Origin of the sequence: Thalassobaculum sp. OXR-137 (genome assembly GCF_034377285.1) — a bacterium.
GTDB lineage: Bacteria > Pseudomonadota > Alphaproteobacteria > Thalassobaculales > Thalassobaculaceae > Thalassobaculum.
The window spans coordinates 922,964-940,195 of the sequence record NZ_CP139715.1 but is presented as its reverse complement, the minus strand read 5'-3'; the positions used below and the strand labels follow the sequence as shown (position 1 = coordinate 940,195).

19 protein-coding genes and 1 tRNA gene are annotated in these 17,232 nt (G+C 66.6%); 8 read left to right on the top strand and 12 right to left on the bottom strand.

Features of this window, described 5'->3' with window-relative positions; genetic code table 11:
- Positions 1-3: 3 nt before the first annotated feature.
- A complete protein-coding gene (locus tag T8K17_RS04390; RefSeq protein ID WP_322333290.1) occupies positions 4-456 on the top strand; it encodes a cupin domain-containing protein in 453 nt (150 codons plus the stop codon).
- Here T8K17_RS04390 and T8K17_RS04385 read toward each other — a convergent pair.
- Complete coding sequence (locus T8K17_RS04385) at positions 453-1,343, bottom strand: DMT family transporter (protein WP_322333289.1); 891 nt, start codon at positions 1,341-1,343, stop codon at positions 453-455. The genes T8K17_RS04390 and T8K17_RS04385 overlap by 4 nt on opposite strands.
- Before the next feature lie 132 nt (positions 1,344-1,475).
- On the opposite strand from T8K17_RS04385, the gene T8K17_RS04380 reads away from it, so the two are divergent.
- Together T8K17_RS04380 and T8K17_RS04375 are read left to right on the top strand one after the other, a co-directional pair.
- Complete coding sequence (locus tag T8K17_RS04380) at positions 1,476-1,889, top strand: RidA family protein (RefSeq protein ID WP_322333288.1); 414 nt, start codon at positions 1,476-1,478, stop codon at positions 1,887-1,889.
- A 32-nt stretch (positions 1,890-1,921) separates the two neighbouring features.
- Positions 1,922-2,293, top strand: coding sequence for a cupin domain-containing protein (locus T8K17_RS04375; protein WP_322333287.1), 372 nt, complete (start codon positions 1,922-1,924; stop codon positions 2,291-2,293).
- Positions 2,294-2,605: 312 nt separating this feature from the next.
- On the opposite strand, the gene T8K17_RS04370 is transcribed toward T8K17_RS04375, so the two are convergent.
- The 4 genes from T8K17_RS04370 to T8K17_RS04355 all read right to left on the bottom strand — a co-directional run bounded on the left by T8K17_RS04370 (position 2,606) and on the right by T8K17_RS04355 (position 7,805).
- On the bottom strand, positions 2,606-3,256 hold the full coding sequence (locus tag T8K17_RS04370) for an outer membrane lipoprotein carrier protein LolA (protein ID WP_322333286.1): 651 nt from the start codon (positions 3,254-3,256) through the stop codon (positions 2,606-2,608).
- A 108-nt stretch (positions 3,257-3,364) separates the two neighbouring features.
- Positions 3,365-5,818 (bottom strand): DNA translocase FtsK, encoded by a 2,454-nt coding sequence (locus T8K17_RS04365; RefSeq protein ID WP_322333285.1) that lies wholly within the window; start codon positions 5,816-5,818, stop codon positions 3,365-3,367.
- A gap of 293 nt (positions 5,819-6,111) precedes the next feature.
- Complete coding sequence (gene amt / locus T8K17_RS04360; protein WP_322333284.1) at positions 6,112-7,443, bottom strand: ammonium transporter; 1,332 nt, start codon at positions 7,441-7,443, stop codon at positions 6,112-6,114.
- A gap of 23 nt (positions 7,444-7,466) precedes the next feature.
- Complete coding sequence (locus T8K17_RS04355) at positions 7,467-7,805, bottom strand: P-II family nitrogen regulator (protein WP_028796024.1); 339 nt, start codon at positions 7,803-7,805, stop codon at positions 7,467-7,469.
- Positions 7,806-8,164: 359 nt separating this feature from the next.
- Between T8K17_RS04355 and T8K17_RS04350 the strand changes: the two genes are divergently transcribed.
- Positions 8,165-9,448, top strand: a complete 1,284-nt coding sequence (locus T8K17_RS04350) for a UbiH/UbiF/VisC/COQ6 family ubiquinone biosynthesis hydroxylase (protein ID WP_322333283.1) — start codon at positions 8,165-8,167, stop codon at positions 9,446-9,448.
- A gap of 74 nt (positions 9,449-9,522) precedes the next feature.
- Here T8K17_RS04350 and T8K17_RS04345 read toward each other — a convergent pair whose 3' ends face one another.
- The 5 genes from T8K17_RS04345 to T8K17_RS04325 form a co-directional block, all read right to left on the bottom strand.
- Positions 9,523-9,906 carry a DUF971 domain-containing protein gene (locus T8K17_RS04345; RefSeq protein WP_322333282.1) on the bottom strand — a complete coding sequence of 128 codons (384 nt, stop codon included), beginning with the start codon at positions 9,904-9,906 and terminating at the stop codon, positions 9,523-9,525.
- Positions 9,903-10,142 (bottom strand): Trm112 family protein, encoded by a 240-nt coding sequence (locus T8K17_RS04340; RefSeq protein WP_322333281.1) that lies wholly within the window; start codon positions 10,140-10,142, stop codon positions 9,903-9,905. Before T8K17_RS04340 ends, T8K17_RS04345 begins: the two co-directional genes overlap by 4 nt.
- A complete protein-coding gene (locus tag T8K17_RS04335; RefSeq protein WP_322333280.1) occupies positions 10,129-10,797 on the bottom strand; it encodes an LON peptidase substrate-binding domain-containing protein in 669 nt (222 codons plus the stop codon). Before T8K17_RS04335 ends, T8K17_RS04340 begins: the two co-directional genes overlap by 14 nt.
- 70 nt (positions 10,798-10,867) lie before the next feature.
- Positions 10,868-11,785, bottom strand: a complete 918-nt coding sequence (gene trxA, locus T8K17_RS04330; protein ID WP_322333279.1) for a thioredoxin — start codon at positions 11,783-11,785, stop codon at positions 10,868-10,870.
- 109 nt (positions 11,786-11,894) lie between these two features.
- On the bottom strand, positions 11,895-12,422 hold the full coding sequence (locus T8K17_RS04325; protein ID WP_322333278.1) for a prolyl-tRNA synthetase associated domain-containing protein: 528 nt from the start codon (positions 12,420-12,422) through the stop codon (positions 11,895-11,897).
- 210 nt (positions 12,423-12,632) lie between these two features.
- Here T8K17_RS04325 and T8K17_RS04320 point away from each other — a divergent pair, with 210 nt between their 5' ends.
- From T8K17_RS04320 to T8K17_RS04310, 3 genes are all read left to right on the top strand, one after another.
- Positions 12,633-13,187 carry a hypothetical protein gene (locus T8K17_RS04320; protein ID WP_322333277.1) on the top strand — a complete coding sequence of 185 codons (555 nt, stop codon included), beginning with the start codon at positions 12,633-12,635 and terminating at the stop codon, positions 13,185-13,187.
- Positions 13,188-13,332: 145 nt separating this feature from the next.
- A tRNA-Gly gene (locus T8K17_RS04315) sits at positions 13,333-13,407 on the top strand.
- A gap of 517 nt (positions 13,408-13,924) precedes the next feature.
- Positions 13,925-14,596 carry a hypothetical protein gene (locus T8K17_RS04310; RefSeq protein ID WP_322333276.1) on the top strand — a complete coding sequence of 224 codons (672 nt, stop codon included), beginning with the start codon at positions 13,925-13,927 and terminating at the stop codon, positions 14,594-14,596.
- A 123-nt stretch (positions 14,597-14,719) separates the two neighbouring features.
- Here the strand turns inward: T8K17_RS04310 and T8K17_RS04305 are convergent, their stop codons facing one another.
- Positions 14,720-15,493 (bottom strand): hypothetical protein, encoded by a 774-nt coding sequence (locus T8K17_RS04305; protein WP_322333275.1) that lies wholly within the window; start codon positions 15,491-15,493, stop codon positions 14,720-14,722.
- 180 nt (positions 15,494-15,673) lie between these two features.
- Between T8K17_RS04305 and T8K17_RS04300 the strand changes: the two genes are divergently transcribed.
- On the top strand, positions 15,674-16,339 hold the full coding sequence (locus T8K17_RS04300; RefSeq protein WP_322333274.1) for a helix-turn-helix transcriptional regulator: 666 nt from the start codon (positions 15,674-15,676) through the stop codon (positions 16,337-16,339).
- On the opposite strand, the gene T8K17_RS04295 is transcribed toward T8K17_RS04300, so the two are convergent.
- Complete coding sequence (locus T8K17_RS04295; protein WP_322333273.1) at positions 16,260-17,006, bottom strand: hypothetical protein; 747 nt, start codon at positions 17,004-17,006, stop codon at positions 16,260-16,262. The genes T8K17_RS04300 and T8K17_RS04295 overlap by 80 nt on opposite strands.
- Between the last annotated feature and the right edge of the window lie 226 nt (positions 17,007-17,232).

Genomic DNA, 17,232 nt, shown 5'->3' with positions numbered 1-17,232 from the left:
CCGATGGCGGATGACGAGGTCAAACGCCTGATCGACCGGATGGGCCTCCAGGCCCATCCGGAAGGCGGCTGGTACACGGAGACCTACCGCGACGCCCCGGAAGGCGGCGGGCGCGGGGCGGTCACGCAGATCTATTACCTGCTGTCGGCGGGCGAGCTGTCCGCCTGGCACCGGGTCAACGACGCCACGGAGATCTGGCATCACTACGCCGGCGCGCCGCTGGTGCTGACCCTGTCGTCGAACGGCCACGACGCCGAGGCCCATACATTGGGCGGCGACGTGCTGGCCGGCCAGAAGCCCCAGGTGGTGGTGCCGCCGGGCTGGTGGCAGACGGCGGAGAGCCTGGGCCGCTGGACCCTGTGCGGCTGCACCGTGGCCCCGGCCTTCGAGTTCGCCGGCTTCGAAATGGCCCCGCCGGACTGGCGCCCGACGCCGAGGAAACCGTCGGGGGGCTAAAGACCCGGGTCCGCCTCCCGGCGCCGCAACAGGCGGTGTGCCGCCAGGACCGCGCCGCCGACGATGAGCACGCAGGCGATCGCCACCTCCGCCGAGGCCGGGGCCAGGCCGGCCGCCACCAACACCAGGGTCGATAGCAGCGGGGCGGCGTAGGAGGACGCGCCGAGCACCTGGATATCGCCCTTCTTCACGCCGATGTCCCAGGTGAAGAACGCGCCGCCGACCGGCCCCAGACCGAGCGCCAGCACCGCCAGCCATTCGGCGGTGGTCTGCGGCCAGATCGTGGTCTCGAAGATCAGATGGCAGGGCACGGCCAGGATCGCGGCGGCCGCACAGAATCCGCCCACCGCATCGGTCGGTACGTCGCCGAAACGACGCGAGGCGACGGAATAGGTCGACCAGGTCAGCGCGCAGACCCCGGCCGCCATGTAGCCGAGCGTGTAGCGCGGGTCGATCTCCAGACTCTGCCCCTTGGTGACCAGGAGCGCGGCCCCGGCAAGGCCGAGCAGGGCGCCGCCCACATGGAACCAGCGCAGCCGCTCGCCCGGCAGCAGGGCGGAAAATACCACGATCAGGAGCGGCCAGAGGTAGGCGATTAGGCTCGCCTCCACCGCCGGCGCGTTGCGCAAGGCCAGGAAGTAGAAGAAGTGGTAGCCGAACAGTCCGCCGACCCCGAGCAACCAGACCACCGGCGGCTGGCGCAGATGGGCCAGCGGCGACGTGCCCCGGGCCAGGGAGGCGACGATGCCGATCGCCGTGGCCACGCTGAAGGTCATCGCCAGGAGCTGGAACGGCGGCACGTCGCCGGACAGGGCGGTGAACAGGGCGAGCAGCGCCCAGCTCAGCACGGCGGTGAAGCCGATCAGGGTGGCACGGCCTTTTGTCATGGGACGGCGTTCATGGGCGGGAGCCTGTGGGATGGCGGGCAGGCGTGGACGGATGCCCTCCGGTTTACGCGCTTGCCGGAAGGGCCGCCACACGAAACAATCGCCCCATTCCCGTTCTCATGGTGCACCGACATGCCGCACACGCGTCTTCGCAAGTTCAACACCCGCGACACCTATCCCGACCAGTCGCTCGACAACGACCTGTGCCAGGCGGTGGTCGCCAACGGCACCGTCTATCTGCGCGGCCAGGTCGGCACCGATTTCGACGGCAATCTTGTGGGCGCCGGCGACCCGGCCGCCCAGACCGACCAGGCCATGCGCAACGTGGAGACCCTGCTCTCCGAGGCCGGGGCGCGGCTGGAGGACATCGTGAAGATCACGATCTTCATCACCCGCCGCCAGGACCGGGAGCCGGTCTACCGCACCGTCGGCAAATGGCTGAAGGGCGTGTTCCCGGTGTCCACCGGCCTGATGGTCGCCGGGCTGGCCAAGGAGGAATGGCTGATGGAGATCGACGTGATCGCCGTCATCCCGGAAGAGGACTGACGCAACGAACCCATAACCGGAGGAGGACCGCCGTGACCGCCCTGACCCCGAAGGCCGCGAACCATACCGGGCTCGGCCCGTTGGACTCGCGTTACGTGGATGTCGATGCCATGGACTGGGAGCCGACCCAGTTCCCCGGCGTGGAATGGAAGGTCCTCCTGCGCGACGAGGAGAGCGGGCTGCTGACGGCCCTGTTCAAATGGGCGCCGGGATCGGAGCTGCCGCTGCACGAGCATACGCGGATCGAGCAGACCTTCGTGCTGGAGGGCTCCATCGAGGACGAGGAGGGCGAGGTGACCGCCGGCAATTTCGTATGGCGCCCGGCGGGCTCCAAGCACGTGGCGAGATCGCGCAACGGCGCCCTGCTCCTGGGAACGTTTCTGAAGCCCAACAAATTTCTGTGAGGGGGCTACCCTTCGACACGCCCCCGCTTGCGCGGGCGCTGCTCAGGGCGAGGTCAATTCTTTCGAGGTCGGGGTCAATTCTTCGGGCAAAAGATGACCTGGCCCGAGGCTTTGGGCGAAAAGTTGAACTCGCCGTGAGGCTTTGGGCAAAAGATGATCTGGCTCTGAGGCTTTGGACAAAAGATGACGTGGCCCGAGGCTTTGGGCAAAAGACCTCGACCTGAGGCTTTGGGCAAAGGTGACCTCGCCCTGAGCAGCCCCGTAGGGGCGTGTCGAAGGGTCGAACCAGATCAGAGCAAGGAAACTCGGCCCTTACCGCCCCACGTCGTCCGACGGCCGGCCGAAATCGTTCGGGCGCCACAGGTCGGCCGGCAGGTCCAGGCCGAAGACCGGGTCGAGCAGCGCCACCTTCACTTCCACCCCCTGGGCGTCGGTGATGATCCACTGCTTCAGCGACAGCGGCTTGTCCTGGAAGGTCAGGACCACGGTGCCCTGGTCCGGTTCGTCGCGCTGGCGGAGCTGCAGGCGGATCACGTTGGCGCCCTTCTGCACGTCTTCCACCACCAGCTCGTCCATCAGGTCCACATCGTCGGAGACCAGCACCGACAGGGGCGAGCTGATCAGCGGGATCTGGGTCGTCTGCTCCAGGTCGTTGTCCTGATAGGTCAGCCAGATGCCGTCGGCGGTGATCAGCACCGGCGAGGGCGGCGCGTATTCGAACCGCATGCGGCCCGGACGCTCCAGCCACACCACGCCGCGGGCCACCAGCCCGGTGGAGCTCGCCTGCAGGAAGGTGGAACGCATGGACGTGAGCTGGTTGAAGTAGTCCTCGACCCGCTGGACCTCGGCCTTCTGCTCGGCGGTGAGGCCCTGGGCGGCAGCCGGGCTGGGCATGCCGGTGACGGCCCCCGCGGCGGCGACGGTGAACAGGAGGGCGGCTAGGAAGGAGCGGGCTCGGATCATGATGCTGACTTGGCGTGTCGCGACGCGGATGGCAAGCGGCAAATCGGAGACGGCCGCGTCACGATTGCGCCACGACCGTCTGCCGTCGACGGCGCTCCGCCGCGCCGGTCAGTCGGCCGAATGGTCGCCGACCAGCACCTCGCGCTTGCCCACATGGTTGGCCTGGCTGACCACGCCTTCGGATTCCATGCGTTCGATCAGGGTGGCCGCCCGGTTGTAGCCGATCTTCAGGTGGCGCTGGATGAAGCTGGTGGACGCCTTGCCCTCGCGCGCCACGATGGCCACTGCCTGGTCGTACAGCTCGTCGCCCGAGCCGCCGCCGCCCTCGCCGGCGCCGGAGAAGCCGAGTGGGTCGGCCGCACCGTCGTCGTCCTCGGTGATGGTCTCGTCGTATTCCGGCTCGCCCTGGGTCTTCAGGTGGCGGACCACGTCCTCCACCTCTTCGTCGGAGCAGAACGGCCCGTGCACGCGGGTGATCCGCCCGCCGCCGGCCATGTAGAGCATGTCGCCCATGCCCAGGAGCTGCTCTGCCCCCTGCTCGCCCAGGATGGTACGGCTGTCGATCTTGGAGGTGACCTGGAACGAGATCCGGGTCGGGAAGTTGGCCTTGATGGTACCGGTGATGACGTCGACCGAGGGGCGCTGGGTCGCCATGATCACGTGGATGCCGGCGGCACGGGCCATCTGCGCCAGGCGCTGGACCGCGCCTTCGATGTCCTTGCCGGCGACCAGCATCAGGTCGGCCACCTCGTCGATCACCACGACGATATAGGGCAGCGGCACCAGATCGAGCGGCTCCTCCTCGAACACCGGCTTGCCGCTGTCGGCGTCGAAGCCGGTCTGCACCCGGCGCTTCAGCACCTCGCCCTTCTTCACCGCCTCGGCGATGCGGGCGTTGTAGCCGTCGATGTTGCGCACGCCGAGCTTGGACATGGCCCGGTAGCGGCTCTCCATCTCCCGCACGGTCCATTTCAGCGCGACGACCGCCTTCTTCGGATCGGTGACGACCGGGGAGAGCAGATGCGGGATGCCGTCATAGACCGACAGTTCCAGCATCTTCGGGTCGATCATGATGAAGCGGCAGCGATCCGGCGGCAGGCGGTAGAGCAGCGACAGGATCATCGTGTTGACCGCCACCGACTTGCCCGAGCCGGTGGTGCCGGCGATCAGCAGGTGCGGCATGCGCGCGAGGTCTACGGCGATCGGCGTGCCGCCGATATCCTTGCCGAGCGCGATCGCCAGCTTGTGGGACGAGGCGTTGATCGCTTCGGATTCCAGAACGTCGCGGAAATACACGGTTTCGCGCCGGGCGTTCGGCAGTTCGATGCCGATCACGTTGCGGCCGGGCACCACGGCGACGCGGACCGACACCGCGCTCATGGAGCGGGCGATGTCGTCCGACAGGCCGATCACCCGGGACGACTTTGTGCCGGGGGCCGGCTCCAGCTCGTATAGGGTGACGACCGGACCGTAGCGGACCTTGCCGATGGTCCCCTTCACCCCGAAATCGGCCAGCACGCTTTCCAGCATCCGGGCGTTCTGTTCCAGGGAATCCTCGTCCGGGCCGCTCGCGGCGGCCGGCGGATCGGTCAGCAGGTCGAGATCGGGATAGGCGTAGCTGCCGTCGTTCGGGCCGAGATCGAACTGACGCTGGGTCGCCTGGCGCGGTTTGACGGGAGTCGCCGGCTTCTCCACCCGACGCACCGACGGTTCCGGATCGCGCACGGCGGCGGCCTTGGCGGCGCGCACGGCCTGGCGCGGCGCTTCGGGCTCCTGGCGTTCCTCCTTCCAGGGGACGTCGTCCTCGTCGTCGCCGTTGTCATCGTCGTTCAGGCGCGGCTCCTTGCGGCGCATGCCCGAGCTGAAGCCGGCGCCGAGCCGGGCGCTGAGACGCACCCCGGCGCCGGCACCGCGGGCGCCCATGCGCGCGCCGCTGGCGGCACCGGTGGCGGCGTGGCGGAACAGGCCGAGCACGCCGCGGGCGGCGTCCATCAGACCGATCCCCGCCGACCACAGGCCGATGGCGACGGACAGCAGCCCGGAGAGGATGGCGACCGGCAGCAATCCGCCCAGGGGGGCGAGGTGGCTGGCGAAGGCGCCGGCCGGGGTCAGCATCAGCGGACCGAGGAAGCCGCCGAGCCCGGCGCGCAGCGGCCAGGCCGAGGGTGGGGTGACGAGGGCGAGGGCGGCGGTCGCCAGGACCATGGAGAGGGGCAACAGGGCGATTCGCAGGGGCCAGCGGCCGACCCGCTCGTGCCGCAGGATCCGCCAGCCCCACACGGCCGGGATCAGCACCAGCAGGGCGCTGGCGGCGCCGAGCGATTGCAGCAGCAGATCGGCGATCACCGCGCCGAGATAGCCGAACGGATGGGAGATCGTGCCGGATCCGGCCGCGTTGAGCGAGGGATCGGCCGGGTCGTAGGCGCCGATGGTCGCCGCCAGCAATCCGGCGGCGGCGATCAGGGCCAGACCGCCCGCCTCCTCGCCGCGCCGCTGCAGGTACCGGGTCGCCTCGACCGGCAGAAGGGTTCGATTTTCGTTTCTGCCGGACGCCCGTGCCATGCGCCTCAGCCCTCCCAGATTTCGGAGACGCGCGGAGCCGCCGGAGGCTCGGCTCCGGGCGATTCGCGCGTATCGGGTTTGTTCCAAACGCCGATCAACTCTATACGACAGGGAGTTAGCGGGCAACCTTCACAGACAAGATCAGAAAAAATCGAATCCCCTCAAACAGAAAGCGGGCCCGATGACCTGCATCGAGCCCGAGTCGAGGGAGAGTGCGGCGTCGAAAGGACCCTGCCGCTGGGGAGCGGGACCGCCGGAGCGGTCCCGCCGTTGGGTAGGTCGATCGGTCCAGATCAGAAGGTCTGGGAACCGCGACCGAACTCCGGATAGGCCTCCATGCCGTTCTCGGCACGGTCGAGACCGAGGGACTCGTCCTCTTCGCTCGGCCGCAGGCCGAAGATCAGCTTCAGGACGAACCACAGGATGGCCGAGGTGATGATCATGAAGACCGCCACGCCGACGATGCCGGTGAGCTGGCCGACGATGGTCGCATCGCCGTTGGAGAAGATCACCGCGATGGTGCCCCAGATGCCGCAGACCAGGTGGACCGGAATGGCACCGACCACGTCGTCGATCTTCAGCTTGTCGATCAGCGGCACCGCGAAGACGACCAGCACGCCGCCGATACCGCCGACGACGATCGCGGTGAACGGCGACGGGGCCAGCGGCTCGGCCGTGATGGCCACCAGACCGCCCAGGGCGCCGTTCAGCAGCATGGTCAGGTCGACCTTCTTGTACATGACGCCCGTCAGGATCAGGGCGACCACCACACCGGCCGCGGCGGCCAGGTTGGTGTTCATGTAGATGGTGGCGATGGCGACCACGTCGGCGGCGGAGCCCATGGCGAGCTGCGAGCCGCCGTTAAAGCCGAACCAGCCGAGCCACAGGATGAACGTGCCCAGCGCGGCCATCGGCAGGTTGCTGCCCGGCATCGGATTGATCGAGCCGTCCGCGTTGAACTTACCCTTACGGGCACCGAGGATGATGGCGCCGGTCAGAGCCGCCCAGCCGCCCACCGAGTGCACGATGGTGGAGCCGGCGAAGTCGAGGAAGCCGGCTTCGGACAGCCAGCCGCCGCCCCAGCTCCAGGAGCCCTGGATCGGGTAGAGGACGCCGGTCAGGACGACCGTGAACACCAGGAACGGCAGCAGCTTGATGCGCTCGGCGAGGGTGCCGGACACGATCGAGGCGGCCGTGGCGACGAACACCATCTGGAAGAACCAGTCGGAGGCCGCGCTGTAGCCGGCGGCATCGTCGCCGGTGAACAGACCCTCGGCGTCGATCGGATCGGCCGCGGACCACGGGCCCGGGGTGCCGAAGAAGCCGGTGACGTCGGCATACATCAGGTTGTAGCCGATCACCCAGTACATCAGCCCCGCAATGGAATAGAGGGCGATGTTCTTGGTGAGCTGCATGGTCGTGTTCTTGGTCCGGACCAGGCCGCCTTCGAGCATCGCGAAGCCGGCGGCCATCCACATGACCAGCGCGCCGTGGAAGATGAACGAGAATGAGTTGAAGATGAACGCGGTCTCGACCGAAACGTCGGCAGACGCGCTCTTGGTGAAGCCAACCGTCGCGACGGACGCCGCGAGGGCCAGCAGGCTGAAGGACATGAACTTCTTCATCGATAGGTGCTCCCCGCCGCTACTCAGAGCGCGTCCGCGTCGGTTTCGCCCGTGCGGATACGTACCGCCTGGGCCACGTCCAGCACGAAGATCTTGCCGTCGCCGATCCGGCCGGTATTCGCCGACTTCTGGATCTGCTCCGCCACCTGGCCGACCATGTCGTCCGCGACGACGACCTCGACCTTCACCTTCGGCAGGAAATTCACGGAGTATTCCGCGCCTCGATAGATTTCAGTTTGGCCCTTCTGACGGCCGAAACCCTTCACTTCGCTGACAGTGAGCCCCTGGATGCCCAGGCCCGTCAGCGACTCGCGTACTTCGTCGAGTTTGAAGGGCTTGATGATGGCCATGACGAGTTTCATATCGCCCAACCTCGCGCCTTGTGTTCCCCAAAACTCCGATCGGCGCCCGCGCGGTCCGGAAACCCCCCAGGTACTGCCCGCGCGCCGAGCGGAGCGGCCGCGTCATGCAGGCCAGTGGTTCTTTCATCAAGAACCATGCCGAAAGGTGGGGGTACTGAATCATTGATTGATTCCGAGGGCTTAGTCTAGATACGCAGCGGTTGCGCAACTGGGGTCCTTCGGAATTTGGGCATAAATTGGGCGGGAAATTTGAAATGCCTAAAATTTATGCATATGATTTGCGCGCCGCGCGACCATCTGCCTCTTGTCCTGGCCGCCCCGCACGCCATTCTGACTTCAGGATATGAGGAGACCGATTGATGGCATCGACTTCGCGGGCACGGCCGACCGGTGACACCCCAGCGCCCGACGCGGGCACCCAGCGCGCCGCCGGGCCCGATGCCGATACGCTGATTGTCGGCGCCGGGCTGTCCGGACTGACCCTCACCCTGGCCCTGGCCGAGGCCGGGCTGTCCAGCGTCATCGTCGACCGGGTCGATCCGCGCGCCGCCGTCGCCGGCCGCGCCGATATCCGCACCACCGCTATCTCGCTGTCGTCGCGGCGGCTGTTCACCGTGCTGGGCGCCTGGCAGGCCGTGGCCGACGGGACCGGCCCGATCCACGACATCCGGGTCTCCGACGCCGGGTCGAGCCGATATCTGCATTACGACCACAGCGCGGTCGGCGACGAGCCGATGGGCCATATCGTCGACAACGGCGCGCTGAAGGCGTCGCTGCTGGCCCGCCTTGTCGAGCATTCGGATCTGGTGACCTTCGCCGAGCCGGGGTCGGCCGCCGCCCTGGACGTGACGGCAGGGCGGGCGACCCTGACTCTGGAGGACGGCCGGGTGCTGTCGGCGCCCCTGGTGGTCGCCGCCGACGGGCGCGGCTCGCGGGTGCGGGCGCTCGCCGGCATTCGCCATACCACCGTCGACTATCACCAGACCGCCGTCGTCGACACGATCGCCCATGCCGAGAGCCACCACAATCTGGCCCATGAGCGATTCCTGCCCGGCGGTCCGCTGGCGCTTCTCCCGCTCCAGGGTAACCGGTCCGCACTGGTCTGGACCGAACGCACCGCCGTCGCCGAGCGCATCGCCCAGCTCGACGACGCCTCCTTCGCCGCCGCCCTGGAGGAGCGTTTCGGCGACTCCCTGGGACGGATGACGCCGGTCGGGCCGCGCCGGGTGTATCCGCTGACCCTCACACTGGCGGAGTCCGGGATCGCCGAACGGGTGGCGCTGGTGGGCGATGCCTTCCACGCCCTGCATCCGATCGCCGGCCAGGGCTTCAACGTGGGCGTGCGCGACATCGCGGTGCTGGCCGAGGTGCTGGCCGACGCGTCCCGTCTCGGGCTCGACATCGGCGGCGCGCCGGTGCTGCGCGACTATCAGCGCCGGCGGCGGTTCGACATCATGACCATGGTGGCGTCGACCGACGGGCTGACGCGGCTGTTCTCCAACGACATCGCTCCGGTGCGCTCGGCCCGGCGGATCGGCCTGTCGATAGTGGAGCGGGTGCCGGCCTTCAAGCGCGCCGCGATCCGCCACGCCATGGGGACCCTGGGCACGCTGCCCCGGCTGCTGCGGGGCGAACCGGTTTAGCCGGTTCGGCTCATCCCTTCTCCGCGCTCCCCCGATTAATTCCGGGTCGCGCGGTCGGATCGGGAGAGGTCGGATCACCCGCGCGACAGACCGGCCTTCGCCAGGGCGTCCTCGTAGGCGGCCATCATCGTCTGGCCGTCCTGCGCCAGCTTGCGCAGGTACCGCCAGGTGAACAGGCCGGTATCGTGGCCGTCGCTGAAGACGATGCGCACCGCGTAGTTCCCGACCGGCTCCACCGCCTTGATCGTGACCGTGCGCTTGCCGGCCACCAGGGTCTTGCCGGCGGCGCTGTGGCCCTGGACCTCCGCCGAGGGGCTTTCCACCCGCATCAGCTCGGCCGGGATCGCCCCGGACACGCCGCTCTCGAAGGTCACGGACAACGCCGCCCGGTCGCGGGTAACCCGCAGTTCGGTCGGCCAGTCGTCGGTGACGGCGTCCGCGGCTTCCGGGTCGGTCACGCCGGCGATCCCTCGTCCAGCCGCCGCGCCTCTTCCACCAGCATGATCGGCACGCCGCCGCGGATCGGGAAGGCCAGGCCCGCCTTCTCGCTGATCAGCTCCTGGCGGTCGCGGTCGTAGGTCAGGGCCTGCTTGGTCACTGGGCAGACCAGGATCTCCAGGAGCTTCGGGTCCACCCCGCCGGCGGCCGGCCTGGCGGGGCCGGAGTCTGGTGCCGGCGCGTTAGTGTCGGGCATGGTCGCCTCCGCTCGTATCGGCGACCGCCATGTCCAGCAGGGCCAGCATCATGCTGGCCCGCGCCTTCAGGGAGTCGCATTCCAAAAGGGCCTGTTTCTCGCTGCTCTCGAACGGGCAGACCATGGCGAGCGTGGTGACCAGCCGGTCGTCCGGCGTCTGCTCGATCACGCCCCAATCCGCGGTGATGCCCTGGGCGTCGAAATACCGCTTGAGCCGGTTCACCAGCAAGCTCCGGTCGAGTTCGGCCTCGCAATCGCCGGCGAGGTCGCGGCTGAAGGGTCCCCAATCGGCGATGACCCGCCGATAGCCGCGCATGGAGGCGAGCTCCTCGTCGACGGCGAACCGGCAGACCCCGGTGAGGGTGATCAGGAACCGGCCGTCGTCGGTCTCGGCGAACTGGGTAATCCGGCCGGCGCAGCCGATCCGGTAAAGGCAGCGCGCGCCGGCATCCCGGCCGAGCTCGGTCGGCTTGGGCTGGATCATGCCGATCAGCCGGTCGGTGGCGAGCGCGTCGCGGGTCATGTTCAGGTAGCGCGGTTCGAAGATGTTCAGCGGCAGCTTCCCCTTCGGCAGCAGCAGGACGCCGGGCAGGGGGAACACCGGCAGGGTTGCCGGCAGCTCGTCGAAGCTCGGATCGAAGGGGCTTGGACTCATTGCGTCGCCGCCTTTCCTTTACCAGTGCCTGACCGAATGGCCACTCGGCGCGCGGATGCCCGGGACGCGCCTAGGAGAACAGCAGCGAGGACAGCCGGCGCCGCGCATCCGCGGTGACCGGATCCGTCGGGCCCATCGCCTCGAAATACTTCAGCAGCTGCTTGCGCGCCGCCTCTTCCTCCCACTTCCGGTCGATCCGGATGCTCTCCAGGAGCTGCTCGACGGCACCGCCCCGGTCGCCGGTCGCATACAGCGCGGCGGCGAGGTCGATGCGGGAGCGATGATCCTTCGGGTTGGCCTCGACCTTGGCGCGCAGGCTGTCGAGCTCGGCGCTCGCCTTGGCGCCTTCCAGCGCCAGTTCGAGCTGGGCGATGGCGGCCTGCAGGGCCTTGTCGGCCTTCACGTCCTCGGGGATCTGCTCCAGCACCTTCTCGGCGTGGTCCGCCCGCCCGTCGGCGATCAGGCATTTCAGCAGACCGGCCAGGGCCGCCGGGTTGGTTTCCTCGTGCTGCAGGATCTGCTGATACAGCGCTCCCGCCTGCTGGTGCTCGCCGGCGTCCAGAAGCTCCTCGGCCTGTTCCAGCGCCTGCTCGATCGGCGAGGGGCCGACCGCGCCGCCGACCCGCTCGATCAGTGCAGTGATCTCGCTCTCGGGCACCGCGCCCTGGAACCCGTCGACCGGCTGGCCGTTCTTGAAGACATAGACGGTCGGGATCGACTGGATGCGGAGCTGGCCGGCGATCTCCGGGCTTTCGTCCACGTTGATCTTGACCAGCTTCACCGAGCCGCCGGCCTTGCGCACGGCGTTCTCGAGGGCGGGGGTGAGCTGCTTGCACGGGCCGCACCACGGCGCCCAGAAATCGACCAGCACGGGCTGCTGCATGGAGGCGTCGACGACCTCGGTCATGAAGGTGGCCGTCGTCGCGTCGACGATGGCGGCATCTCCGGTCTGTCCGCCGGGTTGTGCCGCGCCCAGGATCGGTTCCATCTGCTGCGTTCCTCTGTTCTGGGAGTGACTATCTAAAGTGCGACGGTGTCGCGACAAGGTGCCGGGTGGCGATTTCGTATGCGCGTTCTGAACGTGGGGCCGGCGGCGGTCAATCGCCAGAGGCCGCGGAGAGGTCGAGGACCTGCGGGGCGTGTCCGCAGGACTCGATGAATCGGGTGAGGGCGTCTGGCGCGACCGCGACGGTCATCTCGTTCGACAGCGGGTGATAGTTCAGCGGCGACAGGCCCATCATCTCGGCATCCAGGATGACGGTGACCGAGACGCCCGTGTCGTTGATCAGAGCGAAGGGCGACACCGCGCCGGGGATCACCCCCAGGGTGGCCATCAGCCGGTCGGGGCTGCCGAAGGACAGCCGACCGCCGAGCAGGGAGCCCAGAGCCTTGAGGTCGATCCGGCGGTCCTCCAGGCAGACCACCAACCACATGGCGCCCTTGCGGTCGCGCAGGAACAGGTTCTTGCAGTGGCCGCCGGGCAGGTCGCCGCGCAGCGCCTTGCTGTCCTCCACGGTGAACAGCGGCGGGTGGGTGTGCAGATCGTAGGCGATGCCGAGCGCGTCCAGCCGGGCGAGCAGGGCTTCCGGCGATGTGGGGAGGGCGGGCGTCTCGCTGTCGGCCATGGGGTCGGGCTCCGGTATGCGCGGTTTAATCGGCGTGGCTCGGTATGTGGCGGCCCTGTCTAGCGCATTTTGGCCGGCGGTTGCAGCCCACAGAGCGGCGTCGTTCGGATCTCGGGGATCTCGCGCGCGAGATCGGCGCGACCGCGTGGTAAGCTCCCGACAGCACCGGTCCGGTGACCGGTCGTCGATCGTGCCGATCTGGAGGTCTCCATGCGCCGCATCGTTCTTGTCCTCGCCCTTGCCCTGATCACCGCCCTACCCGCCGTCACCGCCGCCCGGGCCGCCGGTCCGGTCGTGCTCACCGTGACCGGCGAGATCGAGAGGACCAACCGCGGGCCGTTCGATCCGTTCACCGACAGTCTGTTCGCCGCGCTGCAGGAGACCTTCGAGCGCGCCCATGAACTGACCCTGGACGATCTGGCCGCGCTGCCGCAGGAGACCGTGGAGGTCGCCTATCCGAACTGGCCGGGACCGGTGACGGTGACCGGACCGACCCTGGCCTCGGTCATCGACCTGGTCGGTGCGAAGGCGGACCGGGTACTGGTCCAGGCGGTCGACGGCTACGCGCCCGCCTTCCGTCTGTCGGAGGTGCGGGCCGGCACGTTCGTGCTGGCGACGGCGAGCGATGGGAAGCCGTTGCCGCTCGGCGGTCGCGGGCCGCTCTGGCTGGTGTTCCCCGCCGGCAGCTACGCGGGCCAGACGGCGGAGGATGACTCAGGCCTGGCCTGGGCGGTTTTCCACCTGAAAATCACCACCGGCGAGTAAAATCCACCTGGAGACGGGCCGGTAAGTTGCGGAAAAAACAAGGATTTCCGCCGTTTTTCGCGGCGGAAAAAAATCTGTGAAAAAAGGCGTTAATCGCTCTTGCAATCGTGCGATCCGCCGGTATTATCCGCGTCCTCAACGGAGCGCGGGCGTAGCTCAGGGGTAGAGCACAACCTTGCCAAGGTTGGGGTCGGGCGTTCGAATCGCCTCGCCCGCTCCAGTTTTCCTGCACATCGACGGTGTATCAGTCCCCCATCGGGGGACCCGCGGCTACCACGGGGTTACCGTTGGAAAGCGGAAGCTTGGTCCTATGTGTGACCGGGACCGTCGGATGAGAGCCGGGCGCCCAAGCTAAACCGATCATGAGTCAGCGCGAGTCGCTGACCGTGCCGGCGAAAGACGACGAAGCGCATGTCGAGACGAGTCATCGGCTGTCGCTGCGGTCCCACCAATCAACTGCAGATCGGACTACTCGCCAGGATAGTCGTCCAGCGAGTTGTGACCGCATACGCGACTGCTTCCTTCGCCGTCGCGTCGGCATCGCCGGGGATTCTCCAGACACCAGAATCGCCCGCCACCTGGAGCCGGTTGCCCGTTGCGTTCTTGAGCATATACGCCGGTCTCTCCTACTTCGCTCTTCGATGGTTTTCAAAATTGTAGCTTTGAGATCATGCGGTGTTCCAGATATTATCGGGCTGTGAATAAAGAGAATTGCATGTATTAAGGGAAATCACGTCATGGATCTTTTTTCAGTAGAGTACCAGGAGGAGTTGAGGAAGTTACATAAAGACGAATCTGCTCATTTTGGAAACAGTGCGCGAATGCCCGGTGGCATTTTTGCGCCGCCATTATTCAAATTGATCCTCGGTGTTCTAGACACGCACAATCTGAGTTCTTTTTTAGATTTCGGATGCGGAAAATCGGGAGGGGTGCCGCTTCCCCGCGACCAGTTTCCCAGCCTGAAGGACCGGCAAGTCCATGGCTTTGACCCTGGTGTCGCGGAATACGCGGATAGTTCAAAGCTTGGCTCTAAATACTCCGTTGTATTTTCCAACGATGTTTTGGAGCATATTGAAGAACGATATATAGATAATAATATCGAGTTTATAGCAAATCGAACAGAGGATCTGTTCATAGCGTTTATCGATACATATCCGGCTTTGAAAAAACTATCGAATGGCTTAAACGCACACGTCATAATAGCTCAGCCGGAGTGGTGGATTACGCGGATGATCCGACACTTCGACTGTTTCCTGTCTCATGTCGTACGATATAACGAAACGCCAAATCCGCCAGGTAAGCTTCTTTTTCTCGGCGTAAAGTCTCGGGCAGGAAAGAATGCGGCGTCGGAGATCTTTGCCCGGCTACCATTTCATCTGCGGATATCCGCCAGTGACATGGAGAAATAAGGTCGTTCTGTCGATTCGGATTGCTGTCGCGCGACTATCGAGTCCATCTATCCCAGGCATGCGGCTTCAGAAAAGAAATCGACCCCGTCAATCTCCACCGAATACGCTTGGCAAGGCGACCGGTCAGCCGCGCAGCCGCAGGAGCAGGCCCTGGGCGATGTTGGCGATGGCGTTGGCCGCCGCCGGGCCCATCTGGTCGGCGATCTCGTCCGTCAGCTCGAGCAGCAGGCCGGCCTGGCGACCCAGCACTTCCGTACTGCCGTCGGCAAGACTCAGGACCGCCTCCTCGGCGGCGAAGTAGCGGTCCACGTCTGGATGCGGCGCCTGGCTGTCCGCCTCCGCCGGTAGCCTGGACCAGGCCTCGCGCGCCAGGTCCAGCTCGACGAAAGCCGCTTCCACCTCCGGGTCGACCTCGTTGCACACCGGCTTCTGCGACAGGGCGCTCATGGGCACGCTGAGGCCGGCGGATCCGGCCAGCGAGGCCAGCGCGTCCGCCACCAGCCGCCGCGCCTCCTCGGCATCCCCGTCCGCATCCGCATCCTCATACCCGCCCCTGGTTGCGGCGCGGTCGCGATAGGGCGGACCCGCGTCGAACGGCGCATTGTCCCAGGCGGGGGGGCGACGCCCCTGGGCATAGGCCCGCGGCAGCCGGTTCAGCAGCTCCAGGGCATGGGCGAGCTGGATCGACGGCACGGTCAGGCCGACCGGTAGTCCGTGGCCGCGCATCATGTCGCCGCCCGGATAGGATGTGGCCGCGGACGGCAGGCGGGCGCCCGCATCCGGCCCGGCGCGCCGTGACGCCGGCGGTTCGGCGACATCCACATAAGCGTCCAATCCATGCGGTCCCGAGGCACCCGGGCCGTTCCCGCCGCCAGCGCTGTCATCGGTAGGGGGCATGTCTCGCATCCGTCGCCTATTCTGTCATGCGGGAGTATCGATGAAAAAGACTAGCGACATAATTGCATCGTGGCTATCGAAAATCGATAAGATTTCGATCCTTGTCGAGTTTGCACCGAAACTTACCGATCATCCATCTATCATATTTAAAATTTCAGCCGTCGGATGTACGCTGGGCCGATGGATGACTACCTCACAGGCGAAGCGTTGCGGGCGGCGCTGGCGCGTCTGAACTGGACGCGCGAGCGGCTGGCCCAGGCCGCCGGCCTGGGGGAGGCGACGGTCTATCGCATGCTGGCCCAGAACGGCGCGATCCAGGCGCGGCGCAGCTCGATCGACCGGGTGGCCACCGCCCTGGCGGCGGAGGGGGCCCTGGACCGCCCGAAGACCCCGGGCGAGCTGGATCCGCTGATCACCGTGGCGCTGCCCGCCGATCTTATCCGGCGGATGACCGGCCCGTTCACCAGCCTGACGCGGTTGTGGGCGCAATCCATGGAAACCCAGGACCTGGACGAACTCGTGCGCCGCCTGGGCGGGGCGACGGATCGCATGTCCAGCGTGAATGTGGGCGAGGACGGCGGGCTGCGGATCGGCCTGCTGGGGCATGGTCTGCGGTGGGCGTCCAACAACATGATCGGACGCCCACTCATGGAGCTCGCCGATCAGGACGTCGCGGTGTCGGCGTCAGAACGGTATTGGCGATCGATCATCGCCAACGAGCCGAACCTGGCCTATTGCCGCCGCGGCGACCTGGAATTCACCGTCCTCAGCGTACCAGTTCGGCATGCTGGTCGGCAGGCTGTCGTGTCTTGGTCGGAACTAGGACGTCCGGACCTTTGGAAATGAAGTCCAGGGCGTCCTTCATGATCTGCACCGGGGCGGCATAGCCGAACCACAGCGGGGTGGGCGGCGTCGTGTAGTGCCAGGTCGCCCCCGGCTCCAGGAAGAGCGGCCGGTACCGTTCCGCGATGCCCTTCTTCATGATGATCTCCGGCACCATGAAGAAGACGTGCTTGGCGTCCCAGACATCCACCGCGAAGCTGCGGCCGACCATCGGCAGGAACGGCACGAGCAGCCGGGACAGGTCCGTGCCGCGCAGGTCCGGGCGCACCCAGATGCCGCCGGAGAACGCCGACGGCCCCTCCATCGCCTCGAACCATTCCCGCACGGTCCCGAAGATCTCGATGTCGGGCTTGGCGCAGGCATGGTGCAGGCCGATCTCGTCGATGTATTCGGCCATGGTGTCCACCGGCAGGTAGAGGCCGCAGGCATAGGTGCCGATGGTCTCCCCGCCCTTGTGGATCAGGACGCACATGCCCCGGTCGGCGTTGGTGGTCTCGTTGAAATAGCCCGGGAAGGCGATGGCCTTGTCCCGGTCGACGCTCGCGAAGGCTGCGAAGTCGCCGTGAATGGTCATTTCCGCGCCGTAGCGGGCCAGCGTGCGCTGTCCGGCGGCGATGAGGTCACCCATGATCGTTCCGGCCAAGGCCTGGGGCAGACGAGTTCTTTGCATTTGATCCTCCATTGGCGATTTGGGCATCCGGGCCAGCCGTCACCTGAAAGAGAAACAAACAACCGTGCGACGTATTGACTCGGATTCGGCAAACGCGAAACTTTATCGCAGGTAAAGAAATCCAATCAATATTTGATCAGATTCCTATCTATTCTATCAATTTTTGATAGATAGAAAGAGAGGCCGGAAATCTGCCTCGGATCCTGCATCCAAGGGTGTAACCCTC